19 protein-coding genes and 1 pseudogene are annotated in these 21,551 nt (G+C 65.5%); 4 read left to right on the top strand and 16 right to left on the bottom strand.

What is annotated here, in order from left to right; translation table 11 throughout:
- Nucleotides 1-40: 40 nt before the first annotated feature.
- From BLT59_RS27030 to BLT59_RS26970, 12 genes are all read right to left on the bottom strand, one after another.
- Nucleotides 41-1,182, bottom strand: a protein-coding gene (locus BLT59_RS27030) for an IS3 family transposase (protein WP_091788284.1) whose coding sequence is annotated in 2 segments (ribosomal slippage) — nt 41-915 and nt 915-1,182 — 1,143 coding nt in all. Because the reading frame shifts where the segments join, the coding sequence is not laid out codon by codon here.
- Nucleotides 1,140-2,096: an NmrA family NAD(P)-binding protein gene (locus BLT59_RS27025; protein WP_091788281.1), complete on the bottom strand. Its 957-nt coding sequence runs from the start codon at nt 2,094-2,096 to the stop codon at nt 1,140-1,142. Before BLT59_RS27025 ends, BLT59_RS27030 begins: the two co-directional genes overlap by 43 nt.
- A gap of 96 nt (nt 2,097-2,192) precedes the next feature.
- Complete coding sequence (locus BLT59_RS27020; protein WP_091788278.1) at nt 2,193-3,599, bottom strand: MATE family efflux transporter; 1,407 nt, start codon at nt 3,597-3,599, stop codon at nt 2,193-2,195.
- 34 nt (nt 3,600-3,633) lie between these two features.
- Nucleotides 3,634-4,608, bottom strand: coding sequence for a Vgb family protein (locus BLT59_RS32005; protein ID WP_244514167.1), 975 nt, complete (start codon nt 4,606-4,608; stop codon nt 3,634-3,636).
- Nucleotides 4,609-4,766: 158 nt separating this feature from the next.
- Nucleotides 4,767-5,309, bottom strand: coding sequence for a TetR/AcrR family transcriptional regulator (locus tag BLT59_RS27010; protein ID WP_091788276.1), 543 nt, complete (start codon nt 5,307-5,309; stop codon nt 4,767-4,769).
- A 514-nt stretch (nt 5,310-5,823) separates the two neighbouring features.
- The gene (locus BLT59_RS27000; protein WP_091788271.1) at nt 5,824-6,834 is read right to left on the bottom strand and encodes a transporter family protein; all 1,011 of its coding nucleotides are present in this window, start codon (nt 6,832-6,834) and stop codon (nt 5,824-5,826) included.
- A gap of 278 nt (nt 6,835-7,112) precedes the next feature.
- Nucleotides 7,113-7,385 (bottom strand): hypothetical protein, encoded by a 273-nt coding sequence (locus tag BLT59_RS26995; RefSeq protein WP_139174122.1) that lies wholly within the window; start codon nt 7,383-7,385, stop codon nt 7,113-7,115.
- 46 nt (nt 7,386-7,431) lie between these two features.
- Complete coding sequence (locus tag BLT59_RS26990) at nt 7,432-8,238, bottom strand: SDR family NAD(P)-dependent oxidoreductase (RefSeq protein WP_244514166.1); 807 nt, start codon at nt 8,236-8,238, stop codon at nt 7,432-7,434.
- Between the two features lie 241 nt (nt 8,239-8,479).
- Nucleotides 8,480-9,775 carry a beta-ketoacyl-ACP synthase II gene (gene fabF / locus BLT59_RS26985; RefSeq protein WP_091788263.1) on the bottom strand — a complete coding sequence of 432 codons (1,296 nt, stop codon included), beginning with the start codon at nt 9,773-9,775 and terminating at the stop codon, nt 8,480-8,482.
- Nucleotides 9,776-9,832: 57 nt separating this feature from the next.
- Complete coding sequence (locus BLT59_RS26980) at nt 9,833-10,375, bottom strand: TetR/AcrR family transcriptional regulator (protein ID WP_091788260.1); 543 nt, start codon at nt 10,373-10,375, stop codon at nt 9,833-9,835.
- Nucleotides 10,376-10,564: 189 nt separating this feature from the next.
- A complete protein-coding gene (locus tag BLT59_RS26975; protein ID WP_091788257.1) occupies nt 10,565-13,672 on the bottom strand; it encodes an efflux RND transporter permease subunit in 3,108 nt (1,035 codons plus the stop codon).
- On the bottom strand, nt 13,669-14,754 hold the full coding sequence (locus BLT59_RS26970) for an efflux RND transporter periplasmic adaptor subunit (protein ID WP_091788254.1): 1,086 nt from the start codon (nt 14,752-14,754) through the stop codon (nt 13,669-13,671). Before BLT59_RS26970 ends, BLT59_RS26975 begins: the two co-directional genes overlap by 4 nt.
- Before the next feature lie 161 nt (nt 14,755-14,915).
- Here BLT59_RS26970 and BLT59_RS26965 point away from each other — a divergent pair, with 161 nt between their 5' ends.
- Together BLT59_RS26965 and BLT59_RS26960 are read left to right on the top strand one after the other, a co-directional pair.
- Entirely contained in the window at nt 14,916-15,872 is a 957-nt protein-coding gene (locus tag BLT59_RS26965) for a crotonase/enoyl-CoA hydratase family protein (RefSeq protein WP_244514165.1), read from the top strand.
- A gap of 201 nt (nt 15,873-16,073) precedes the next feature.
- The gene (locus BLT59_RS26960) at nt 16,074-18,539 is read left to right on the top strand and encodes a 2Fe-2S iron-sulfur cluster-binding protein (protein ID WP_091788252.1); all 2,466 of its coding nucleotides are present in this window, start codon (nt 16,074-16,076) and stop codon (nt 18,537-18,539) included.
- 37 nt (nt 18,540-18,576) lie between these two features.
- Here BLT59_RS26960 and BLT59_RS26955 read toward each other — a convergent pair whose 3' ends face one another.
- Nucleotides 18,577-18,858: a hypothetical protein gene (locus tag BLT59_RS26955; protein ID WP_091788250.1), complete on the bottom strand. Its 282-nt coding sequence runs from the start codon at nt 18,856-18,858 to the stop codon at nt 18,577-18,579.
- A 21-nt stretch (nt 18,859-18,879) separates the two neighbouring features.
- Nucleotides 18,880-19,008 carry a hypothetical protein gene (locus tag BLT59_RS32210; RefSeq protein ID WP_280141086.1) on the bottom strand — a complete coding sequence of 43 codons (129 nt, stop codon included), beginning with the start codon at nt 19,006-19,008 and terminating at the stop codon, nt 18,880-18,882.
- 161 nt (nt 19,009-19,169) lie between these two features.
- Here BLT59_RS32210 and BLT59_RS31525 point away from each other — a divergent pair, with 161 nt between their 5' ends.
- Nucleotides 19,170-19,739, top strand: coding sequence for a hypothetical protein (locus tag BLT59_RS31525; protein WP_175544148.1), 570 nt, complete (start codon nt 19,170-19,172; stop codon nt 19,737-19,739).
- Nucleotides 19,740-19,825: 86 nt separating this feature from the next.
- On the opposite strand, the pseudogene BLT59_RS31630 reads toward BLT59_RS31525, so the two are convergent.
- Nucleotides 19,826-20,047, bottom strand: a pseudogene (locus BLT59_RS31630) (LysR substrate-binding domain-containing protein); the annotation flags it as partial.
- A gap of 657 nt (nt 20,048-20,704) precedes the next feature.
- Complete coding sequence (locus BLT59_RS30840; protein ID WP_139174121.1) at nt 20,705-20,971, bottom strand: hypothetical protein; 267 nt, start codon at nt 20,969-20,971, stop codon at nt 20,705-20,707.
- Between the two features lie 77 nt (nt 20,972-21,048).
- Here BLT59_RS30840 and BLT59_RS26945 point away from each other — a divergent pair, with 77 nt between their 5' ends.
- Nucleotides 21,049-21,537, top strand: a complete 489-nt coding sequence (locus BLT59_RS26945; RefSeq protein WP_139174120.1) for a hypothetical protein — start codon at nt 21,049-21,051, stop codon at nt 21,535-21,537.
- The last annotated feature ends 14 nt before the right edge of the window (nt 21,538-21,551 follow it).

The following is a 21,551-nucleotide window of genomic DNA, read 5'->3' as shown; positions in this document are numbered from 1 at the left end:
AGTGACCTGACCGGTATTTTGGACCGAGCCGAGTGGGAGGCTACTGCATGGTAGCGGCCATGGGTAGCCGGAAGGCCAGATCTGGGAAGCTGACAGGCGCAGGTGGCCGATAGCCAAGCGACGAGTGCGGTCGGACGCGGTTGTAGGTGGATTGCCATAGACCAATCACGATCTGCGCCTCCTTCAGCGAGTAGAAGATCTCTTGGCGTAGGCACTCGTCGCGCAGCTTGCCGTTGAAGCTCTCACAGTACCCGTTCTCCCACGGCGATCCCGGTGCGATGTACTGGATCTGCGAGCCAGCTTTGGCGACCCATTTGCGCAGCGCCTTCGAGATCATCTCAGGGCCATTGTCGCAGCGGATGTGCTCGGGGATACCGTGCAGGCACATGGCGTCGGCCAGTGCCTCGATCACACCGAGGCTGTTGATCCGCCGCCCCACCTTCAGCGCGAGGCACGCCCGGCTGTGCTCGTCGATCAGCGTCAGGATGCGCAAGGTTCGGCCGTCGTGCGTCTGGGCCTGCACGAAGTCGAAGCTCCAGACGTGGTTGCGGTGGAGCGGGCGCAGCCGCACGCACGAGCCGTCGTTCAGCCAAAGCCGGCTGCGCGGCCGGTGCTTCTGCGGGACCTTCAGCCCCTCGCGACGCCAGATGCGCTGAACCCGGTCCTTGCCCACCTGCCACCCTGCCGCCTGCAGCAGCGCGGTGACGCGGCGATAGCCATAGCGCCCGTACTCGGACGCCAGGGCGATGATGGCCCGGGTCAGCTCATCCTCGTCCGCCAACAAGGTCGGCACGTAGCGTTGCGTGCCGCGGTGCTGACCGACGATCCGGCAGGCGTGACGTTCCGAGAGACCGTACTTCTCCCGGATCCCGTCCACCGCCTGCCGGCGTCGCTCGGGGGCTACAAGTTTCCCGAAGCGACGTCCGCCAGCACCTGCTTCTCCAAAGAGAGGTCAGCTACCAGCCGCCGCAACCGAGCGTTCTCCCGCTCCAAATCCTTCATCTTTCTAGCCTGATCGACTTGAAGGCCGCCGTACTCCTTGCGCCAGCGGTAATAGCTCTGCTCGGAGATCTCCGCCTCCTTGCACGCCAGGGCCAAACTCTTGCCCTGGGCTGTCTGCACCTCGATCTGGCGCAGCTTCAGCACCACCTGCTCCGCGCTCGTCTTCTGACCTCGCCGCATGTCCGACTCCTTCGGTCCCAGCTGACTCTCTCAATCAGCCCGGTCCAAAACCAGCCGGTCAGGTCAAGAGCCGGAGAGCCGGTGACCCTCTCCACATCCGATGTCAGCCGGTCGTAGCGGTTCTCCTGGATGAGGAGCGCCATCGTCGCCAGATGGGTAAGCACGTGCGGGCTCAGTGCACCGCTGTCCGCCAACGCCTTCCGCCACGGCTCGAACGGCACGTCCACGTAGGTGATCGTCTCGTCCAGGGCCTCGGAGAATTCCTCGGCGATCTCCGTCATGGACTGCGAGCGTGGGCCGGTCAGCTCATAGATCCTGCCGACATGCCCCTCGGGCGCCTCCAGCACCGTCGCTATGACCCGCGCGACGTCGTCGCTCGCGACCGGCGAGATCTTGCCAGTCCCGAACGGGAGACGGATCTGGCGATGCTGACGGACCGATTGCATCGACAGGCGAAGGAAGAACGTATTGAGGAACGCGGTCGGACGGACGGTCACGACCGGCAATCCCGACCAGCCCAGGGCCTGTTCCGCAAGCCAGTGCATCTTCTGCTGCGGGCTATCGGTCGTCGATGTGATCCCCATCTGCGACACGGTCATCTGTGAGATGTTCACGAATGCCTTGATCTGGTGATGCTTGGCGACGGCAGCCATGTTCACCGTCGCCTCAAGATAGGCGGGCGACACGCTCATCCCGAAGTAGACGCGGTCGCAGCCTTCCATCGCGCGATGCGCGGCATGCAGGTCGCACAGGTCGCCGGCCGCGATCTCGACGCCCCTGGCCGCGAGCTTCTCCGATCTGGCATCTTTCTGGCGAACCATCGCCCTGACTTTGCATCCACGTTCCGCCAAGAACTCGCAGACGGCAGAGCCGACTGCGCCGCCGCCGCCGGTCACCAAGATCGTGCCCGTCATCCTTTTGCTCCGTGCATTCCTCGGACAGGGGTTCGGACGCAGTTCGCCTCGGAGGCGTCAGCCTCCTTCGGCTTCGTCCGCGTCGCAGGCCTCGTCTCAGCGCCCCGAACCAGGGGCCGCCGTGAGGCCCTGCGGAACGGGTGATGTGCTCGGCGTGGGTCCCGCCAGGAACATCCGGCCGGTCGCGAAGGCGACGGCATTGACGAGGCCCATGGCGACGAAGCCGGCCGAGAGGGCGACGAACATCCCGGCCAAGCCGAGCCCGAGCCTTGCCGCGATCCAGGCTCCCCCCAGGGCCACGGCCATCCGAAGGATGCTCGCGGCGAGCGGCCAGCCGACACGGCCGGCCCCCTGGGCCGCGAAGTAGAGGGCGAGGCCGGCCCCGAAGAATCCGTAGAATGGTCCGACGACGCGCAGGTAGGTCGAGCCGGTGGCGAGCATCGCCGGATCGTCGCCGAACAGGCGGAGCCACGCGGCGGGATGGAGGGCGGCTGTGAGGCCGATGGCTTCCGTCAGGAGACCCGCCACGAGGGCGCCGGTCAGCGTGGCCTGACGGGCGCGTGCATGCATCCCGGCTCCGAGGGCGGTCCCGACGAGGGCGGCGATGGGCGAGCCAAGCCCGAACACGAGTGGAACCAGCAGGTATTCCAGCCTCGCGCCGGTGCCGTATCCGGCCACCGCCGCCGGTCCCGCCGTCCCGACGAAGCCGGTCGCGGCGATGACGGTGACGTTCGAGGTCATGCTGGCGATGCCGGAAAGCAGGCCGACGCGCAGGATCTCGCGGGACGGCGCCCAGGTGAGCCTCGGCGGATGCCGGCTCGGCCGCAGGACGCCACGGCCGGACCAGATGTAGGCGCTGAAGACCGCGGTGCCGACGGCGTAGTACGCTGCGAACGCGACGCCACCGCCCACAACACCGAGACGGGGGAAGGGCCCCCAGCCGAAAATGAGCGCGGGCGAGAGCGGGATCAGCACTACGGCCCCGGCGCAGGTTACGCCGGCCGGGAGCGCCATGTTGCCGGTCCCGCGGATCACCGCCGCCAGCGCGTTGAAGAGCCAGATCAGGATGGCCGCGCCGAACACGACGGTCGCATACGCCGTCGCGGCCTGGAGCGAGGGGCCCGTGCCGCCCATCACGGCGTAGAGGCTCGGTCCCAGGGGCAAGGCGAGCAGGCTGGTCACCATTCCGAGGCCGAGGCCGATGGCAGCCGCGTGCCATGCGAGAAGACCCGCCGCGTCCCGTCGACCGGCGCCCAGCGTGCGCGAGATCGCCGACTGGATGCCGCCGCCCATGCCACCGGCGGAGAGCATTTGGACGAGCATAACCACCGGAAAGACAAGTGCCATCCCGGCGAGGGCGTCGGTGCCGAGCTCGGATACGAAGTAGGTCTCGATCAGGCCGATGGACGTCTGGACCACCATCACGAGGATGTTAGGCACGGCCATCCGGGCCAGCGTCGGCACGAGAGGGGCCGTGAGAAGTCGGCGCGTCCTGATGTCCATGAGGCCCCCTTGTCCGCCGTCCGCGGGCGACGCGTTATTCGAGGTCGACGGAGCGCAGGTGGAAGGTTGGGCCGTCCCGTCCGGCTTCGGCCGGCTTGGACATGAGCCCGAGTTGGCCTTCAGAGACCCAGATCCTATCCCCGGCGACCGTCACGCCGGTGGGGCCAGCGAACTGGCGGATGGGCTCGATTCTGGCCGTGTTTCCGGAGACAGTGACGCGGCTCAGGGCACCGCTGCCCTCGACCATTAGGAACCCCTCCTTGAAGCTGCGCAGCCCGTCCGGGAATTTCAGCGGCCGCGTCGTCTCAAGTTGCGTGACCTCACCGGCGACGCCCTGGTTCATGGCGACGCGGAACAGCTCGCCACCCATGAAGGTGTTGACGTAGAGGTTGCCGTCACCGCCGATGGCGATGCCGTCCAGCCCCTTGGCGAGCGCCGGGTTATCCACGAACACCTCGAACTCCGTGGCGCCGGGTTTGAGCCTTAGGACTTGGGGGGCGAAGGTGTTGGTGACGTAGAGCGAGCCGTCGCCGTCGAGGGCCATGTCGTTCGCGAGCGCCTTGGCGCCAGGCAACCTGACACTCGTCTTCATAGAGCCCGTTGCGATATCGAAGGCCTTGATCCACGCCCCTTCCGTATCCGTTGGCCCCTTAAGTCCCAGGGCCGTGGCGTCGTTCGAGGCGACCCAGATCACCCCACGCTTGGGATCTGCCAGCAAACCGAAGGTGGAACGGGTGCCGTGGTCGCCCGGCTTCAGGAACTGCGACGTGACGGCGCCGTTCGCGGCGACCTTGAGCACCCCACCATTCGCGATGCTGCTCACGAACAGCGTTCCGTTCGCGTCGGACGTCACGCTTTCTGGGAAACGGCTGCTGTCCGGGAGCCGCACGCTCGTCGACCCTTCGGACGCAAGAGCGGGGAAGCCGATGGTGCCGATAGCAAGCCACAGCGCCACCGCGCGGTGGAAACACTTTCCGCGGCGCGACAGGCGCCGTGAAATTCCCATCATACGCTCCTCGTGCGTCGACCGTCCTTCGAGCGACGAGCCCGAGTCGGAATAGGTCCTTAAATATTAAGTTCATAATCTATTCTGGCAGACGGAGGCCGTCAATGACTATCCTGCCGCGGTCGGATGGTTTTGCTCGATCGGCGCGCGGCCGGAACGTCTCAGCCGGCAACGGCGCTGCGGGCGGCCTTCAAAAGCTCGTCGGCCAACGCCTCGTCGTCTACACCGCGCGCCAGCACCACTGCGCCAACCATGGTCGAAAGGGCGACTATCGACCTCTGTCGACGTCGTTCCTTGGAGGTCTTGGGCAGACGGTCGGCGATGAGACCGGCGAGCCCCTTCACCGCGTGGGTGAACCGCGAACGCAAGGCACTGCCGGGAGGCTCACGCGCGATATCGTTCGCCAAGGCAGCGACAGGGCAGCCTATGCCCGGCATGCGCACGTGGTCGATGGACAGATAATTCTCGATGAAGGCGTCGAGATCAGCCTCGTACTCGTCGCGGATCGCCGCATCGAAAGCCTCGGCTGCAAGGGCGTCCTTACTGGCGAACTGGCCGTAGAAGCCACCATGGGTCAGGCCGGCGGCCGCCATGATGTCCACGACGCCGATCCCGTTCAGTCCGCGCTGACGGAACAGGGAGGACGCGACCTCGACCACGCGCTCCCGATTAAGCCTCGCCTGTTCCTGGGAAACCCTGGGCATGTCCCGCCACCTCGACGCAGAATGCCCCAATATATATGCACGACATCATATATGAAAAGCTACGCCGAGGATGAGTGCTCGATTCACCTCGAAGAAGCCCTCCGACCCGCTGTAAGCCCAGCGCGAAAGCGGCGACCGGGGAGGTCTCGCGCGATAGGACTGTGACGCGGGGGATCAGATCAGACGGTACCTCATCAGTCGCAGCACCGCTTCGATGTGTTTCACCGGGCGTGGCCTCGCCTGGAAGCGAAGGATCTCTACGAGCGACCATGGCTCGCCGCGGTTCGTCCTCAGGCCCGAAGCGTTCAAGGCGGCGGCAAGCCTCCCCGGATCCGTAATACCGTCCGCCCGAAACCGGTCGATCATGATGCAGGCACGGGCAGAGTTTTCGAGCCTATTTGCGGCACGACTGGACATGGCTCTCGTCTTCGGTGTGATAGGTTCGAGATATCGGCCCCGTGCGCCCGTCCGGTGCGGGTGGGCGGGCGCACGGGATTTTATCGGCGTTCCGACCTCAGTATTTCCGGACAAGGGGTGCCGGAACGGGTGCGGCAGCTGCGGCCGTGTAAAGCGGCGCGATGATCCTGAACCAGCCGTCCGTCGAATAGTTGTCGCGGGTCCGACCCAGCGCATTGGTGTAGGTTGCACCGGTGACCACGTCACGCGCGACGTAGACCTGAGCGATGAATGGCCCGAAGTCGTAGCCGATCAGGCCACCGATCGCGAACCTGCCGCGATTGCCGGCAGCCGCGCTGAACTGGCTGATATCGAAGTTGTAGGTACCGTAGGCGACCGGACCGATCTCGAACTTGCCGAACTTCTTCGTCGCAGTGAGGTCGAAGTTCAGGGCGTCAGAAAGGCGGAGCGGCCCGATGGCGGCGCCCACCTGGCCAGGGAAGCGGCCGGGCGAGTCGTAGATGTTGGCGGTCAGGTTGGCCGTGATGTCCCAGCCGTCGCCCGTGTAGCTGCCGGCGACGCCGAAGCGATAGGTGTTGGAGGAGAGTTGGGGCAGGACCGGCGTGCCGACCGGACTGACGCCGTAAGGTGAGGCTGCGTTCGGGGCGAAGCCGCCCGTGTAAAGCGATCCGCGGTCGCCGTTGAGGTCGTTCAGGTACACGCCGCCGAGGAGGCTGACGCCGAAGTTGCTGCCTAGATCCCAGGCGAGGACGCCGGCGATGAAGGTACCGACGTTGATCGAGATGTCCTTGTTGCCCTGGCCCGCAGGATTGCGTGTGAAAGCGAAGACGGTCGGGGCAGCCAGTAGGAACTCTGCCCGTGCATCGAACACCTTCCAGGGCGTCGACCAGACGAGAAGCGGTACGTTGACCGACGTGTCGGGCGAGAACCGTTGGTCCGTCCGCCGGAAGGTGAAGGTGTTGATCGCGTAGATGCCTTCCGGCAGCGGGGCACCGGCGGCGAGGCCGACCTGCTCGCCCGGAACGGTCGTGGTCTGTGCGGATGCGCCGGTCGTGGCCAGACCGACGGACATCATCGCCGCGGCCGCGGCGAGCCATCTTTTCGACATCTATGCATTCCTTCCCACTAGAACCGACGCACGGCATCATCGGCCGCAGCAGAACTGCTTCTGTCGGGCATTGCGTCTGCTGCTTGGTGCGGCGAGATTCGAGACGGAAGCTACCTTCGATCAAAGCTAATCGAAGATATATAGGCAAATTGATGCCAGAGCCATCATCTTAATTCGTGTCACTTACTTGACCCGATATAAAAGCCACATGATCGGCTTGGATGCCTACGTTTTGAGCACTGATACAGTTCTGGCGCCGGGCGTGCGCCCGATGATGCTCAAAGCATCCCAGTCGTGCGTTTGAGAAAAGTTCGCGCGTCGTCGTGTTCGCCGGCGACGTTCTTCTCCATCCAAAGGGCGAAGACGCCAGCAATTTCAAGGATCTTTCGGCGGACCAACAGATCTGATTCTGCCCTGTCCACTATTTCTTGATCCGTATGGACTTCCCCGGAAATAGTCACGTCGCCACTCATGAACGTGAAGCGGTATCGTCCTCGATGCCCGCGCTTTAAAACGAAGTGGGGCATCGCACCAGTACCCGAACGACTCATGTAAAACTACTCCGCTCGGATGGATACAATCAATTCGTCCGATGTATTAGGGATTAATAACTTTCTTCATAGTGGCTCGCTGTATCGAGCGTGGCGTCAGACGGTTCGAAAAAGCCACGACGTTATTTTTAAATCCAGAAATCACGGAGGCTTTCCTTCGCGATAGCGCACGGAGACCACTCTCGGCGACAGGTCGAGGCTTCATCGTCAGGAGGCGCAGCATCGGCGATACGAGAGCGCCGGCCGCAGCATCGAACCCGGTTTCGGTATGTCCAGGACAGAGGGTGGTGACAACCACGCCATGCGGACGTAGCTCGTCGTGCAGTGCCTCTCCCAAGGCTAGAACGTAGGACTTGGTCGCTGCGTAAGCGGCGTAGGTCGGGACGGGCTGAAATGCCAGCAAACTCGCCACGAGAAGAATTTCCCCGGAACGTCGAGCCGCCATGTCCTTCCCGAAGATATAGCTCAACTCGGTCACTGCCGTAATGTTGAGCTGTATCATGTCGACCGTGTGATCAAGCTGGGTATCTAAAAAGTTACCATGTAGTCCATACCCGGCGTTGTTCACCAAGATGTCGATCCGCAGCGACCTATCATCCAGTCGGCTTTTCAATTGGGCGGCCGCCCCAGGCGCAGCCAAGTCTATCGGCTCGATCAGGACCTCAATGCCATGTTTGCGCCGGAGATCGCTTGCGAGCCTTTCCATTGGTTCCTGCCGCCGCGCAGCGAGGACGAGATTTACCTTTTGACTGGCCAAGATGTCAGAAAATTCGAGTCCGAGCCCGCTCGAAGCGCCAGTAATCAAGGCCCATTTTTGCACGGGGCCGATTTTTCTATCAGAGTTTGAGGACACGCTTACCTCTTTAAAGTCTTTATGTTGAGCGACTATTGCTGGCATAGGAGCGGCTACGTTCTTCGATTTATTATCTGCCGCGATCTAGTCGATGGGCTTTGTGCAGGCCAGAGGTCGAAATCATTGACGCACGTCGCGTATCGGGTCTGTACTCAGCCGGACGATAGAGATTATAGATTATATATATAATCTATTTTAGCACGCAAGGGAATTCCTCACGACGAGAGTCAAACGGGGATAGTCAAACAGCAGCCGCCGAATTGCGGCTATCGCTCGCGGGCAGCCGCTTGAGCACGATGCTGGCGTTGACCCCGCCGAAGCCGAAGCCGTTGGAGAGGGCATACTCCACGGAGCTACGACGCGACGTCGGACCGATCAGGTTCAAGTCGGCCGCAGCCTCGTCAGGATCGGTGAGGTTCAGGGTCGGGGGTAGGACGCCATTTCGAAGTGCCATCACGGTGATGATGGCCTCTAAGGCTCCGGCGGCTCCGAGGAGGTGTCCGGTCGCCGATTTCGTCGACGAGATCGCCGGGCCCGCCTCGCCGAAGACCGCCCTCAACGCAGCCAGTTCGCCCGCATCCCCAACGGGGGTCGCGGTCGCGTGCGCGTTCACGTACCCGATGGCGGTTGGGTCGAGTTCCGCCATGGCCAGTGCGGCGGTGACGGCTCGACGAGCTCCGCTACCGTCCGGGGGGCCAGCGGTCAGGTGGTAGGCATCGGCGCTGGTGCCGTAGCCCACGAGGTCGGCCAGCGGAATGGCGCCGCGGGCGTTTGCATGCGCAAGCGTCTCCAGCACGAGAATGCCCGCCCCCTCGCCCATGACGAAGCCATCGCGGCTTCGGTCGAACGGACGTGAGGCGGCCGAAGGCGTATCGTTGAAGCCGGTCGAGAGGCTTCGCGCCGCTGCGAAGCCACCGAGAGCGACGCGGTTGACGCAGGCCTCGGCACCGCCGCAGACGACGACGTCCGCCTCGCCGCTGCGGATGAGGCGCATGGCATCACCGATGGCCTGGACGCTCGCCGCGCAGGCGGTGACGGGCGCGCCGAGCGGCCCCTTGAAGCCATAGCGGATCGAAACGTGCCCGGCGGCGAGGTTGACCAGAAAGGCCGGCACGGTGAATGGGGAGAGCCGGTTCGCGCCACGGGTTCCCACGGTCTCCACAGCGTCGGTGATGCTCTGGAAGCCGCCGATGCCGGAAGCCACGACGGTCGCAGTCCGAGTTCGCTCCGCCTCGTTGGAAGGCATCCAGCCCGACTGGCGCAGAGCCTGATCGGCGGCGACCAGGGCGAACTCGATGAAGCGATCCATCTTCCGGCGGTCCTTGGCCGAAATGAGCGCACCTGGATCGAACCCGTCCGCATCCTCGTCCCTCGAAGGGACAATACCTCCAACCTTGGCGTCGATGTCCGGGACGATGTCGTCAGGAAGCCGCCTCAGACCCGACTCCGCTGCGATAAGGCGTCTCCACATCCCTTCGACGCTGCAGCCGAGGGGAGAGACGACGCCCATTCCGGTGACAACAATGGGTTCGCGCATCGGAATGATCCTGAGTGAAGGGGATGCGGAAAGACGGCCTGAAGTTGCCCGTAGGGGTCAGGACGTGATCAGGGCCTGCGCCGAACGAACCAGATCCTTCGCCAGGTTCTCGTCGTCGACGGCACGGGCAAGGACGACGGCCCCGACGAGCGTCGACACGACCGCCAGGGAACGGTCCCGGCGTAGCTCCTCGGATGCCCCTGGCGTCGGATCGGCGACGATGGATGCGAGGTGCTCCACGCCAGTCGTGAACCTTTCCCGGACCAGGCTGCCCGAGACTTCCCGCGAGACGTCGTTGGCCAGGGCTGCCAGTGGGCATCCCTTTCCGGGCTCGTGAACGTGGTCGAGCGAGAGGTAGTTCGCGACCACGGTGTCGGTGGTTCCCCGGTATTCCTCCGCCAGCGCCACATCGAACGCTTCGGCGGCCAGGGCATCCTTGTTGGCAAACTGGCCGTAGAAGCCGCCGTGTGTGAGGTCGGCCGCGGCCATGATGTCGGCGACGCCGATGCCGTGCAGGCCGCGCTCCCGGAACAAGGTCGACGCGACCTCGACCACACGCTGTCGGTTGGCTTTGGCCTGTTCCCGCGAAACTCTCGGCATAGCCTGTCCTTCGGTGTTCGAGTGAAGCGCCGCTCTTTCAGTCGCTGGGGCGGGGACATCCCGCGAGAACGAACGACCGGCCTGCGCGAGGGGGCTGGAGCACAGGCCGGTCGTTGCACCGCTCGCCCGTCGTCGGGCGTGCGATCTCGTGAACCCGGGTATCCGAGGGGCCGCTTGCGCGGTCCGACCTCAGGATTGGGCCGGGTGGGCCGCTGGATCGGCGCCGGATCCGACAACGGCCTTCTTCGGCTCACGACCGACCCGGAACCACAGGGCATAGAGGGCGGGCAGGAACAGCAGCGTCAGCAAGGTGCCGACGCCTACGCCGCCGATGAGCACGTAGGCCAGCGCTCCCCAGAACACCGAGTGGGTGAGCGGGATGAAGGCCAGCATGGCCGCCGCCGCCGTCAGGATCACCGGGCGGGCCCGCCGCACCGTCGATTCGACGATGGCGTCGTAATCCTTCAGGCCCGCCGCCTGGTCGTGGTGGATCTCATCCACCAGGATCAGCGTGTTGCGCATCAGGATGCCCGACAAGGCGATCAACCCGAGGATCGCGTTGAAGCCGAATGGCTGGTGGAAGGCGAGCAGCGTCGGGACGGCACCGACGAGCCCCAGCGGCGCGGTCGCGAACACCATGAACATGGTGGAGAACGACCTGACCTGCAGCATGATGACCGTCAGCGTCACGATCAGCATGATCGGGAACACCGCAACGAGGGCCGTCATCGCCTTGGCGCTCTCCTCGACCGAACCGGCCGTGTCGATCCGGTAGCCCGGCGGCAGCTTCGCCTTGATGGGTTCCAGCTGGGGGAAGACCTGGGCGTGGATGTCCGGCGGCTGGAGGCCGTCGAGCACGTCGCCCTGCACGCGGATATAGGTCTCGCGGTTGTAGCGCTTGAGCACCGCGTCCTCGTTGCGGCTCTCCAGATGCGCGACCTGGGAGAGCGGCACCTGCCGTCCGTCCTTGGTGGTGAGCGTCAGGTCACCGATGTCACTCAGCGACCGGCGCTCCGGGCCGGGGCTGCGGAGGACGACATCGACGGAACGTAGGTTCTCGCGCACCTGGGTCGCGGGCGTGCCGTTGAGGTAGCTCTGCAATTGCTGCCCGGCCTCCTTCGGCGTCAGCCCGATCAGGCGTAGGCGCTCCTGGTCGAAGGCGAGGTGCAAGGTGGGGGTCTTGTTGCCCCAGTCGAGGTGGACCATCCGCATGTTGGGGTTGGCCATCATGACGTCGCGCACCTCGGCGGCGATGCCGCGAATGACGTCGAGGTCGGGCCCGACCACCCGGAAAGCGACGGGGAAGCGCACCGGCGGCCCGAACACGATCTGCAGCACGCGCACCCGCGCCTCGGGGAAGCGCCCATCATCGACGAGCTTGCGGACCTTGATCCGAAGGGCGTCGCGGGCGTGGGAGTCGGCGGTCTGCACGACGATCTGCGCGAAGGCGGGGTCCGGTAGTTCGGGATCGAAGGACAGCACGAAGCGGGGCATGCCCTGGCCGATGTAGCTCGTAATCTCCTTGGACTCGGGGAGGTCGCGCAGGGCCGTCTCGATCCGCTTGACGGTCGCTTCGGTGGTCGAGAAGGCCGAGCCGGTGGGCAGCGTCACCTCGACGATGAGTTCAGGGCGCTCTGAGTTCGGGAAGAACTGCTTCTCGACCTTGCCCATGCCGACGACGGCCGCCGCGAACAGCGCCACGGTGATGCCGGCCGCCATCCACTTGTGGTCGACAGAAGCCCGCACGATCCGGCGCAGGCGCTCGTAGTTCTTCGTGGCGTAGATCGCCCCGTGGCCGCCTTCCACCTTCTTGATGTTCGGCAGAAGCTTGACACCGAGGTACGGCGTGAAGGTCACCGCCACGATCCACGAGATGATCAGCGAGAAGGCCACCACCCAGAAGATGTTGCCGGCATACTCGCCCGCCGTGGAAGCCGCGAAGCCGACGGGCAGGAAGCCCGCGATGGTGACGATCGTGCCGGTCAGCATCGGCGCGGCCGTCGAACTCCACGCATAGGTCGCGGCCTCGACTCGGTCGTAGCCCTCCTCCATCCGCACCACCATCATCTCGATGGCGATGATCGCGTCGTCGACGAGGAGGCCCAGCGAGATGATCAGGGCACCGAGCGTGATGCGGTCGAAGTCGCGGCCGGTGACCATCATCACCACGAACACGGCCGAGAGGGTCAGCGGCACGGCCAGCGCCACCACGATGCCGACCCGGAAGCCCAGCGCGACGAGGCTGACGAAGATCACCACGCCCAGCGCGGTGAAGAACTTCACCATGAACTCGTGGATGGCGTCGTCGATGACCTTCGCCTGGTCGGTGATCTTGGTGAAGGTGATGCCGACCGGCGTCTCGTGATGGATCGCCACCTCTTCGGCGTTCAGCGCCTCGCCGAGGGTGAGGCCGTTGTAGCCCGGCTTCATCACGAGTCCGAGAATCAGGGAGGGTTCGCCGTCATTGCGGATCCCGAAGGTCTTCGGGTCCTCGTAGCCGCGCTTCACCTCGGCGATGTCGCCGAGCTTGAGGCTGCGGTCGCCAACCGCAACCGGCAGGTTGCGGATCGCGTCGAGGCCGTCGATGGCGCCGTCCAGGCGCAGGTACACGCGCGGGCCGTCGGCCTCGACGAAGCCGGCTGGCGTCACGTCGTTCTGGTTGGCGAGCGCCGCCAGGAGCTGCTGGCCGGTGATGCCCAGGGTCGCGAGGCGCTGGTAGGAGATCTCCACGAAGATCTTCTGCGCCTGCTCGCCGAGGATGTTGATCTTCTCGACGCCGGGCACGCGCAGCAGGCGCTGGCGCAAGTCCTCGGCGCACAACACCAGGGCCCGGTGTGGTAGGCCTTGAGCCTGGAGCGCGTAGAGCGCGAAGTAGACGTCGGAGAACTCGTCGTTGAAGAGCGGCCCGAGCACGCCGCGCGGCAGGCTGGCGGCTTGGTCGGAGAGCTTCTTGCGGGTCTGGTAGAATTCCGACGGCAGCTTGGCCGGCGGCATGTTGTCCTTGTAGAACACCTTCATCAGGAGGAGGCCTGGCCGGACAGTGGTCTCGACCCGGTCGTAGTAGACGAGTTCCTGGAGCCGCTTCTCCAGCGGATCAGCGACCTGCCGCTGGATCTCGCCGGTGGTCGCGCCGGGCCATGCGGCCGACACGACCATGGTCTTCACCGCAAAACTCGGATCCTCGGCGCGGCCGAGCTTCTCGAAGGCGAAGAACCCGGCGCCGACGAGGGCGATCAGGAGGAACAGCGTGACGGCGCGCTCGCGTACCGCCAGGGCAGAGAGATTGAAGCCGCTCACCGCACCACCCCCGTCATGCTCTGAGGCGCCTGCCGGACCTTCTGGCCGTCCTTCAGCAGATGGGCGCCGAGCGCCACGATCTGGTCGCCCGGGTTCAGGCCCGAGGCGACGTCGGCGCGCTCCTCGCCCATGCGGGCGACCTTCACGGCCTGAGGCCTGACCGTCTCGGTGGCGGCATCGTAACGCCAGACCGATGTGCCGCCTCCCTGGTCGAACAGGGCTGCGAGGGGCACCTCCACGTTCGCGGCGCGGGCCGCCTCGCGTGGCTTCAGTTGCAGGGTCACGGTAGCGCCGAGCGGTGCGTCCTCGCCACCGCTCGAAAGGATGTAGCGTGCCCGGTAGGTCCGCGTGGCCGGATCGGCGATGGCCGACAGTTCGCGCAGGCGGGCCGGGAAGGTCGCCTCGCCTTCGGCATAGAGCGTGGCGCTGGCCTCGCCCTTGGCCAGGTTCCGGCTGGCCTCCGGCAGAAAGATCTCCGCCTCGCGAGCGCCGTCACGCGCCAGCTTCACCACGGTTTGACCGGCCGCGACCACCTCTCCGGGATAGGCAGGGACGTCCATGACGACGCCGTCGGCGTCGGCCTTCAACTCGGAATAGCCGGCTTGGTTCTCGATCTGGCTGGCCTGCGCCTCGGCGTTGGCGAACTGGGCGATGGCAGCGTCAGCCGCGGCCTTGTTCTGATCGTAGGTCTGCTTGGAGGTCCATCCGTCGCCCACGAGCTTGCGGCTGCGCTCCTCGTCGGCCTTGGCCTTGATCATCTGTGCCCGCGCCGCCTCGACCGAGGAGCGGGCCGCGTTGAAGGCCAGGGTGAAATCGGTCCGGTCGAGACGCATCAGCGGCTGTCCGAAGCGGACGTGGTCGCCCGGATCCACAAGGCGCTCGAAGATCTTGCCACCGACCCGGAAGCCGAGATTGCTTTCGGTGCGAGCCCGGATCACCCCGGTATAGCGGGCGACGCCCCCCGCGGCGGGCGCGACCTCGGCAACCTGCACTAGGGGCGGCTCCGGGGTCACGGCCGTCTGACCCGGCGAGCACGCCGAGAGGGCCAAGCCGGCCAATCCGATCATCAACCTAGCATCCATGACCAGTTCCCCCGCGGCCACTCTTCGATTTGAAATTACATCCATAATCTATTATGGCCATCATCTATCGTCAATGGCCTTCATGCTCGCGGGTCGGGGATTCTGGGGGTTCGAGCTCCAGACCTCGGACGGGAAAGCCGACACGGGCCTTCGGCGATGGGATGTTCTCGAAGCGCAAGGTGTTGCCGATGTCAGTGCCGATGTCCCGACCGTCGCGACGCGCGGTCCTCATGTCTTCCCTGGCCGGGGGAACGTCGGGCCTGCTAGCCCAGGTCGGGAGCGTTGAGAGTTCAGAAACGTCGGAACGGAGGTTCGACGGACCGAGCCCGCCGCCCGCGGACCGCAAGGTCACCGTCGAACGGCGCGGAGAGGTTTGTCTGATCGGTCTCAACAGGCCCCAGGTTCACAACCGAGTCGATCCCGAAGCGTTCAGCGCCCTGGCGCGAGCCTACGCCAACTACGATGCCGACGACGGACTTCGCGCAGCGGTGCTATTCGGCCATGGCGATTCTTTCTCGCGCGGGATCGACGTCGATGCTTTCGCCGAGGTCCTCAGGACAGGGAAGGCGCGCGCGCCCGATGCCGATGGGATCGATCCGTTGGGTCGGAGCCGCCTTCTAAGCAAACCGCTCGTCGCGGTCGTGCACGGCGACACTTGGAACATGGGCCACGAACTTTTCCTCGTGGCCGACATCCGCGTCGCGTCCGCAGACACGCGCTTCGCCCAGGACGAGAACACGCACGGGCGCTTTCCGGGAGGCGGCTCCACCATACGTTTTCCGCGCGAGGCCGGGTGGGGCAACGCGATGCGCTACATGCTGACCGGCGACCATTGGGGAGCCGAGCAGGCGCGGCGCATGGGGCTGGTGCAGGAGATCGCCCCGGACCCGCGCGCCGCCCTGGGACTGGGGCTGGAGATGGCGGCCAGGATCGCCCGTTGTGGCCCGCTGGGAGTCAAGACCACCTTAGCATCGGCTCGCGTCGCGGTCGAACAGTCGGAAGGCACGGCGTTCTCCAACCTCGGGGAGCAGTACCGCGCCCTCTATCGTACCGAGGATTTCCTCGAAGGCCGGAAGGCCGAGGCCGAGGGACGGGAGCCGGTCTACCGCGGGCGGTGAGAGAGGTCGCGCGACGGGGCAAACCAGCTGTGGTCCAGCGCCAACACGTCGGAGCGGGTGCCCCGCTTGCGCATCGGCCCCGGCGTGATATAAATTTATACAAACATCTATTTTGTGTTGCTGTTGCGCGGGAAGACCCGGTTCGCGCGGTCCGACGCATTGAAACCGCCGAAGCTTTCCCCAACCAAGGCTCCATTCTCCATGAAGCTCGAAGACCATCCCACTGTCAGGCGCATGCGCGCCGTTGGACTGGCGGACGGGACGGTCGCAAGGAGGCCGTTCAGCGCGGAGGAGCTGCGAAAGCTGGCCCTCGAATGCGGTGCCGACGACATGGGGTTCGTCGAGATCGACCGGGCTGAGCTTGAGCCGCAGAGGGACGAGATCCTGCGTCATTACCCTTGGACGCGCTCGCTCGTCAGCATCGTCGTCAAGATGGCGCAGGCGCCGATCCGCGGAACGCCGCGGTCAGTGGCCAATCTCGAATTCCACCGAGCCGGGCACGACACCAATGCCATCTGCGCCGACCTCGTCGTGCGCCTTCAGGATCGGGGCATCCGCGCGGTGAACCCGGCAATGGGCTTCCCGATGGAGATGAATCATCATCCCGGGCACGCGACCTGGATCGTGGCCCACAAACCAGTCGCGGTCGCGGCGGGCCTCGGCCGGATGGGCATCCACCGCAACGTCATCCACCCGAAGTTCGGCAACTTCATCCTGCTGGGCACTGTCCTGCTCGACCAGGACATCGACGTTCCCGACGCGCCCATCGACTACAACCCGTGCCTCGAATGCAAGCTCTGCGTCGCGGCCTGTCCGGTCGGCGCGATCAAGCTCGAAGGCGAGTTCGACTTCCAGGCCTGCTTCACCCACAACTACCGTGAGTTCATGGGCGGCTTCACCGACTGGGTGGAGCAGATCGCCGACTCCCGGGACGCGCTCGACTACCGCAGGCGGGTCAACGAGCCCGAAACGGCCTCAATGTGGCAGAGCCTGACCTACGGGGCGAACTACAAGTCGGCCTATTGCATCGCCGTATGCCCGGCAGGCGAGGACGTCATCGGCTCGTACCTGAGGGACAAGGGCGCACACCGGCGCGAGGTCCTGAAGCCCCTCCAGGACCGCCCCGAACCAATCTACGTCGTGGCCGGCACTGACGCCGAGGAGATCGCCAGGCGCAAGTGGAAGCACAAGACGATCAAGCCCGTCGGCAACGGCATGACGCCACGGACCATCTCCGGCCTTCTGACCTTCATGCCCATCGTGTTTCAGAGGGCGCAGGCACGTGACCTCGACGCGGTCTTCCATTTCACCTTCACGGGTGCGGAGAGCCGCCAGGCGACCATCACGGTCCGGGACGGCAAGATCGCCGTCCGCGAGGGATTGGTCGACAAGCCTGACCTGCGGGTGATGGCCGACGCCAAGACGTGGCTCGGCTTTCTCGCGAAGGAGAAGAGCTTGGTCTGGGCCCTGGCGAGGCGGAAGATCCGCGTCTCCGGCAACCCGAGGCTGCTGCTGGCGTTCGGCAAGTGCTTTCCGTCCCCCGAGATCCGGCACAAGGCCGTCGAGATCGTACCGGAGGCCTCGCTCCTTCGACCGGCGATCCTGCCCTACGAGCGCAACGACGAGGCGACCGGCAAGGTGCGGTGGTTCGGCGAGCTCGAACTGCGGGACGTCGAGCAGGTGACCCATGAGGTCCGCACGTTCCGCTTCGTCGACCCGAGGGGTGGCGAGATCCCCTTCCGCCACGTGGCGGGGCAGTACCTGACGCTGGAGATCACGAGGCAGGGCATACCCATTCGGCGCTCGTACACCATCGCCTCCTCACCGACGTGGCGGGACCGGATCGAGATCACGGTCAAGCGCGAGGAGCACGGGGCGGTCTCCCGTTGGCTGCACGACGAGATGCGGCCCGGCGACCGCATCAAGGTTGAGGCGCCGAGCGGAAGCTTCGTGTTCTCGGGCACGGAATGGCCGACCGTGGTGCTGATCGGCGGCGGGGTCGGGATCACGCCGATGATGAGCAGCGTGCGTTACCTGACCGAGACGGACTGGCCCGGCACGATCTACCTGCTCCTGAGCTTCAGAAGCTCTCGTGACTATATCTTCAGGGACGAGATCGAGGCGCTGAGGAAGCGGAACCCCAGGCTGAAGGTCTCGGTCACGATGCCCGAGCCAGGGCAGGCGGGTTGGGACGGGCATACCGGCCGCATTGACGCCCGCTTCGTCAGGGCCGCCGTGCCGGACGTCGTGCTACACCGAGCCCACATTTGCGGGCCCACGCCGATGATGGACGCGGTGAAGGCGGTCCTGCTCGACCTGGGCGTGCCGGCCGGTCAGATACGGATGGAGGCCTTCGGGACGGACCGGCGGGATCCGACCAAGAAGGGCGGCAGGTCCGGGAAGATCGTCGGCAAGGTGACGTTCCTCGATTCCCGGAAATCGGCCCCCGCCCGGGAGGGGGCGACGGTGCTCGACGCGGCGGGTGATGTGAAAGTCCGCATTGACAGCGCCTGTCGCTCCGGGACGTGCGGTACCTGCATGGTGAAGCTAAGAACCGGAAAGGTTCACATGGCGGTGCAGGACGCACTCAGCGATGGTGACAGGGAGGATGGCTACATCCTCGCTTGCCAAGCCGAGCCCGAGGGCGACGTGGAGTTGGAGGCATAGTCAGCCCCTCATGGGAGCGACTGACGCCGACACCGTGTCACCGCTCCGTCGCAAGCTCTGGTACGAGGCGGTTCACGACGCCGTAGTTCACCGCCGTCCAGAACTCCGAAGCCCCAGTATCGGCGAACTCCGCCTCAGCCGCCTCGATGGCCGCGTGGTCCGCCGTGACGAGAAAATCCTCGACGTTGCTGAGGCTGGCGAAGGACACGACCCAGATGCCGTCGATCTTCGAGCACTCCGGGTCCTCCTGCGTCGAGCCGAACGGGTGCAGCTGGGCGTAGCGGCGGACGTGCTCCGCCGTCGCGGGCTTTCCCGCCACGAGGTCGGCGTGCTCCCTCAGTCAGCTCTCCTGGAACGCCTCCCGGGAGAGTGTTGGCCGGCGCCGGTGGATCTTCACGAGGCTGACCGGGTCGCGGTGTCGAGCGCTCGGGATGACGATGTACTCGCGGGCGACCTCGCGGGTGACCATGCGGAATACCGTACGCTCGTCGGCGATGATGCGCTCGGCGTATTGTGGCTGGCCGAGTACCGCCTCGATGTCCTCCTCGGCGCCGTAGGCGATGTAGGCGAACCCATCCCAGCTCGGGCGCCGGTAGGCCGGAACGCGGATGATGGGCCCGAGGCGATCCGGTGCACCTGGTCGTAGCGCAGCACCATGTCGTTGGCGGTGCCCGGCTCGCGGTGAGCGAACTTCGGGCCGTGGACCTTGCGCCAGTATTCGTCCCAATGCTCGAAGGCACGGTTCGGGTCGGGCTCAAGGTCGAGCGCGCTCGGGTGCCGGTCCGGATGGCTGACCTCCTGCCCGGAGCGGTTCATGCTAGAGCCGGCATCGTGCGGGCGTTCGTCCTCCGGGGTGTCGTCGGTACGCGAGACGAACGTGGGCGTCACGATCAGCGGATTCGTAGTCGAGCCGACGACGCGTCCATGCAGCGACCTTTGCAGGATATCCGAACGGGCGGGGTCGGGCGTTCCGGGTTTCTTGGTCATGTGGGCTACTTCGCAGGGACAAGGCTTTCGGCGGCTGCAGGTTTACGGGATGAGGCGCGCGGCCCGCAGGCGTGCGAACAGGTCGAGGAAGCCGAGGCGGCGGCTCTTGTCCATTTCGTTCACCTTCTCGATGAGCTGCCCGAGACCAACGTCCGTGTGCCAGCCGAGGGCATTTTCCAGCGCGAGAGGACGGAAAGACCGTCGAGCGCCTAGACATGCTGCATGTCATGCCCGAGACGTCCGCCAACCCGAACGGGACGTCCGGAGTGGCCGTCGGTTCATCCGCGCGCCTCGCCGGATCACCTGGGCGAGAGCCGCAAGTCGAAGAACTCGGCAAGCGCCTCCACCTTGGCGGGGCGGGCCTGGGCGCTAGGCGTGACGAAGGACAGCGACCCGCCCGGCAGGCTCCATCCGGGCAGCAGCGCCAGCAGGCGTCCGTCAGTGAGGTACTCGGTCGCAATGAAGTCCGGCAGGTCCGCCACGCCGATGCCTGTGAGGAGCGACGGCAGCAAGTCGTCGGCGTTGGCACCCGCAAAGGGCTGCCCGGCACCACCGTGGCCTCCGCACCGCCTTCACCGGGGAAGCGCCAGACGCCCTGACGGGCACGATATGCGTAGCCGAAGCAGTGCCCGGATCTCAGCTCGTCAGGCTGCGTGGGCCGATGAAGGCGGCCCGGACCTGAGAACGCCGTAGCCGTTGGCTTGACTAATGTCCGCTTCAGAGACGCATACGAGGGCCGTCTAGTGACTGGAATGGGCGCCAAACCGAACGTCCGGTTTTGCACGCGATTGGAATCCAGCGCGACGTAGTCTGGCCGTAAGCGGCCTGTCAGCTTCGGAGATTGTCCGCGGGAAAAGCGGACGGCCTCTCATCGACCCAACCCGGTCGTTCGGAGCGCCGTTGGCGCTTCTTCAAAGCAGCCGTTCGTCAGCCCTCAAGCAACTTCGGCTCGGGGTCGAAAGCAGATGCCTCAGATGATGGCCGAGACCGCGGCGCTGGAACCGGGCGTCGTGGTCGCGTTGGGGCACCTCCTGGCAGATGACGGCCTGGCGACCCCTGTAGCGCTGAACTGATGCCAGCAGCCGCAGCATGACGACCAGCGGTAGGCCGGGCCGCCTTGCAGGCGGTCCCCCGGCCGAGAACCCGCAGATCATGTTGTGCGGGTGCGCCCACGGATGTTAGCGCGCCGGCGCAGTAGTGCTCCCACCAGCACCCACGCCAGGGCGCGCGGTGCCGGTGCCCGGTACCGCAGCGGCGCCAGCTGCCGGTGAGCGGGTGCTTGTGCCGGTTGTCTCTTCGGTCGCCTTCTGGCCTTCACTCTTCACGCTGCCCGGGTTGTTCATGTTCCCGGTCGCGCTGCCGCCGCCGGCCGGTTGCTGAGCGTAGGCCGTGCCGGTCAGAGCAACAGCGAGAGTGGTCGCGAAACCGTAAATCTTCATGCGCATAGGCGTTTCCTCAGTTGATCCCTGATTGGGCTCGTAAAATAACTCCGGCGTTCACATATTCGTTCATTGGAGATTTCTTGATGGCGACTGCAAACATTGAAACTGCACCGTGGATTGTCACAGCCGTAATCCGGCCGCCGGATCCGAATGCGCCTCCGATGAAGCGGCCACCTTCATCCCGCACGATCGCCAGATTGCACGAGAAAACAGTGGCCGAGGCGCGCAACGCTGCCGCTGCCTCGGCATTGGCCCGGCAGCTACAGCCCGGGTTGCGAGCGCCGGCGGACCGTCTGTTTGCCGTGGATGCGGGTGCGCTGCTGTTACGAGGGCCCACGGGCGGCATCGGCAGCACGGAGCGGATGGTGCGCACGTTGGAGCCGTTGGCTGCCGGTGGCAGGCACCTGCCGGCGGTGCTGGTGGGTGCGGGTGGCTGGCACGACGAAGAAGCTTTGCGCGAGGCCCTGGCCGGTCTGGGGCCAAAGCTGGCCGTGCTGGGGCTGCGGATCTGCCGCCGCAAGGCCGGCCTGCGGATGGCGAAGAGCAAGCCCGGCAGGGCGGCTTCATGAGCCGCCCCCCGATC

The organism is Methylobacterium sp. UNC378MF (assembly GCF_900103195.1).
Taxonomy (GTDB): domain Bacteria; phylum Pseudomonadota; class Alphaproteobacteria; order Rhizobiales; family Beijerinckiaceae; genus Methylobacterium.
Note: the sequence above shows the minus strand (reverse complement) of the source record. Positions and strands in the feature narration are given on the sequence as shown.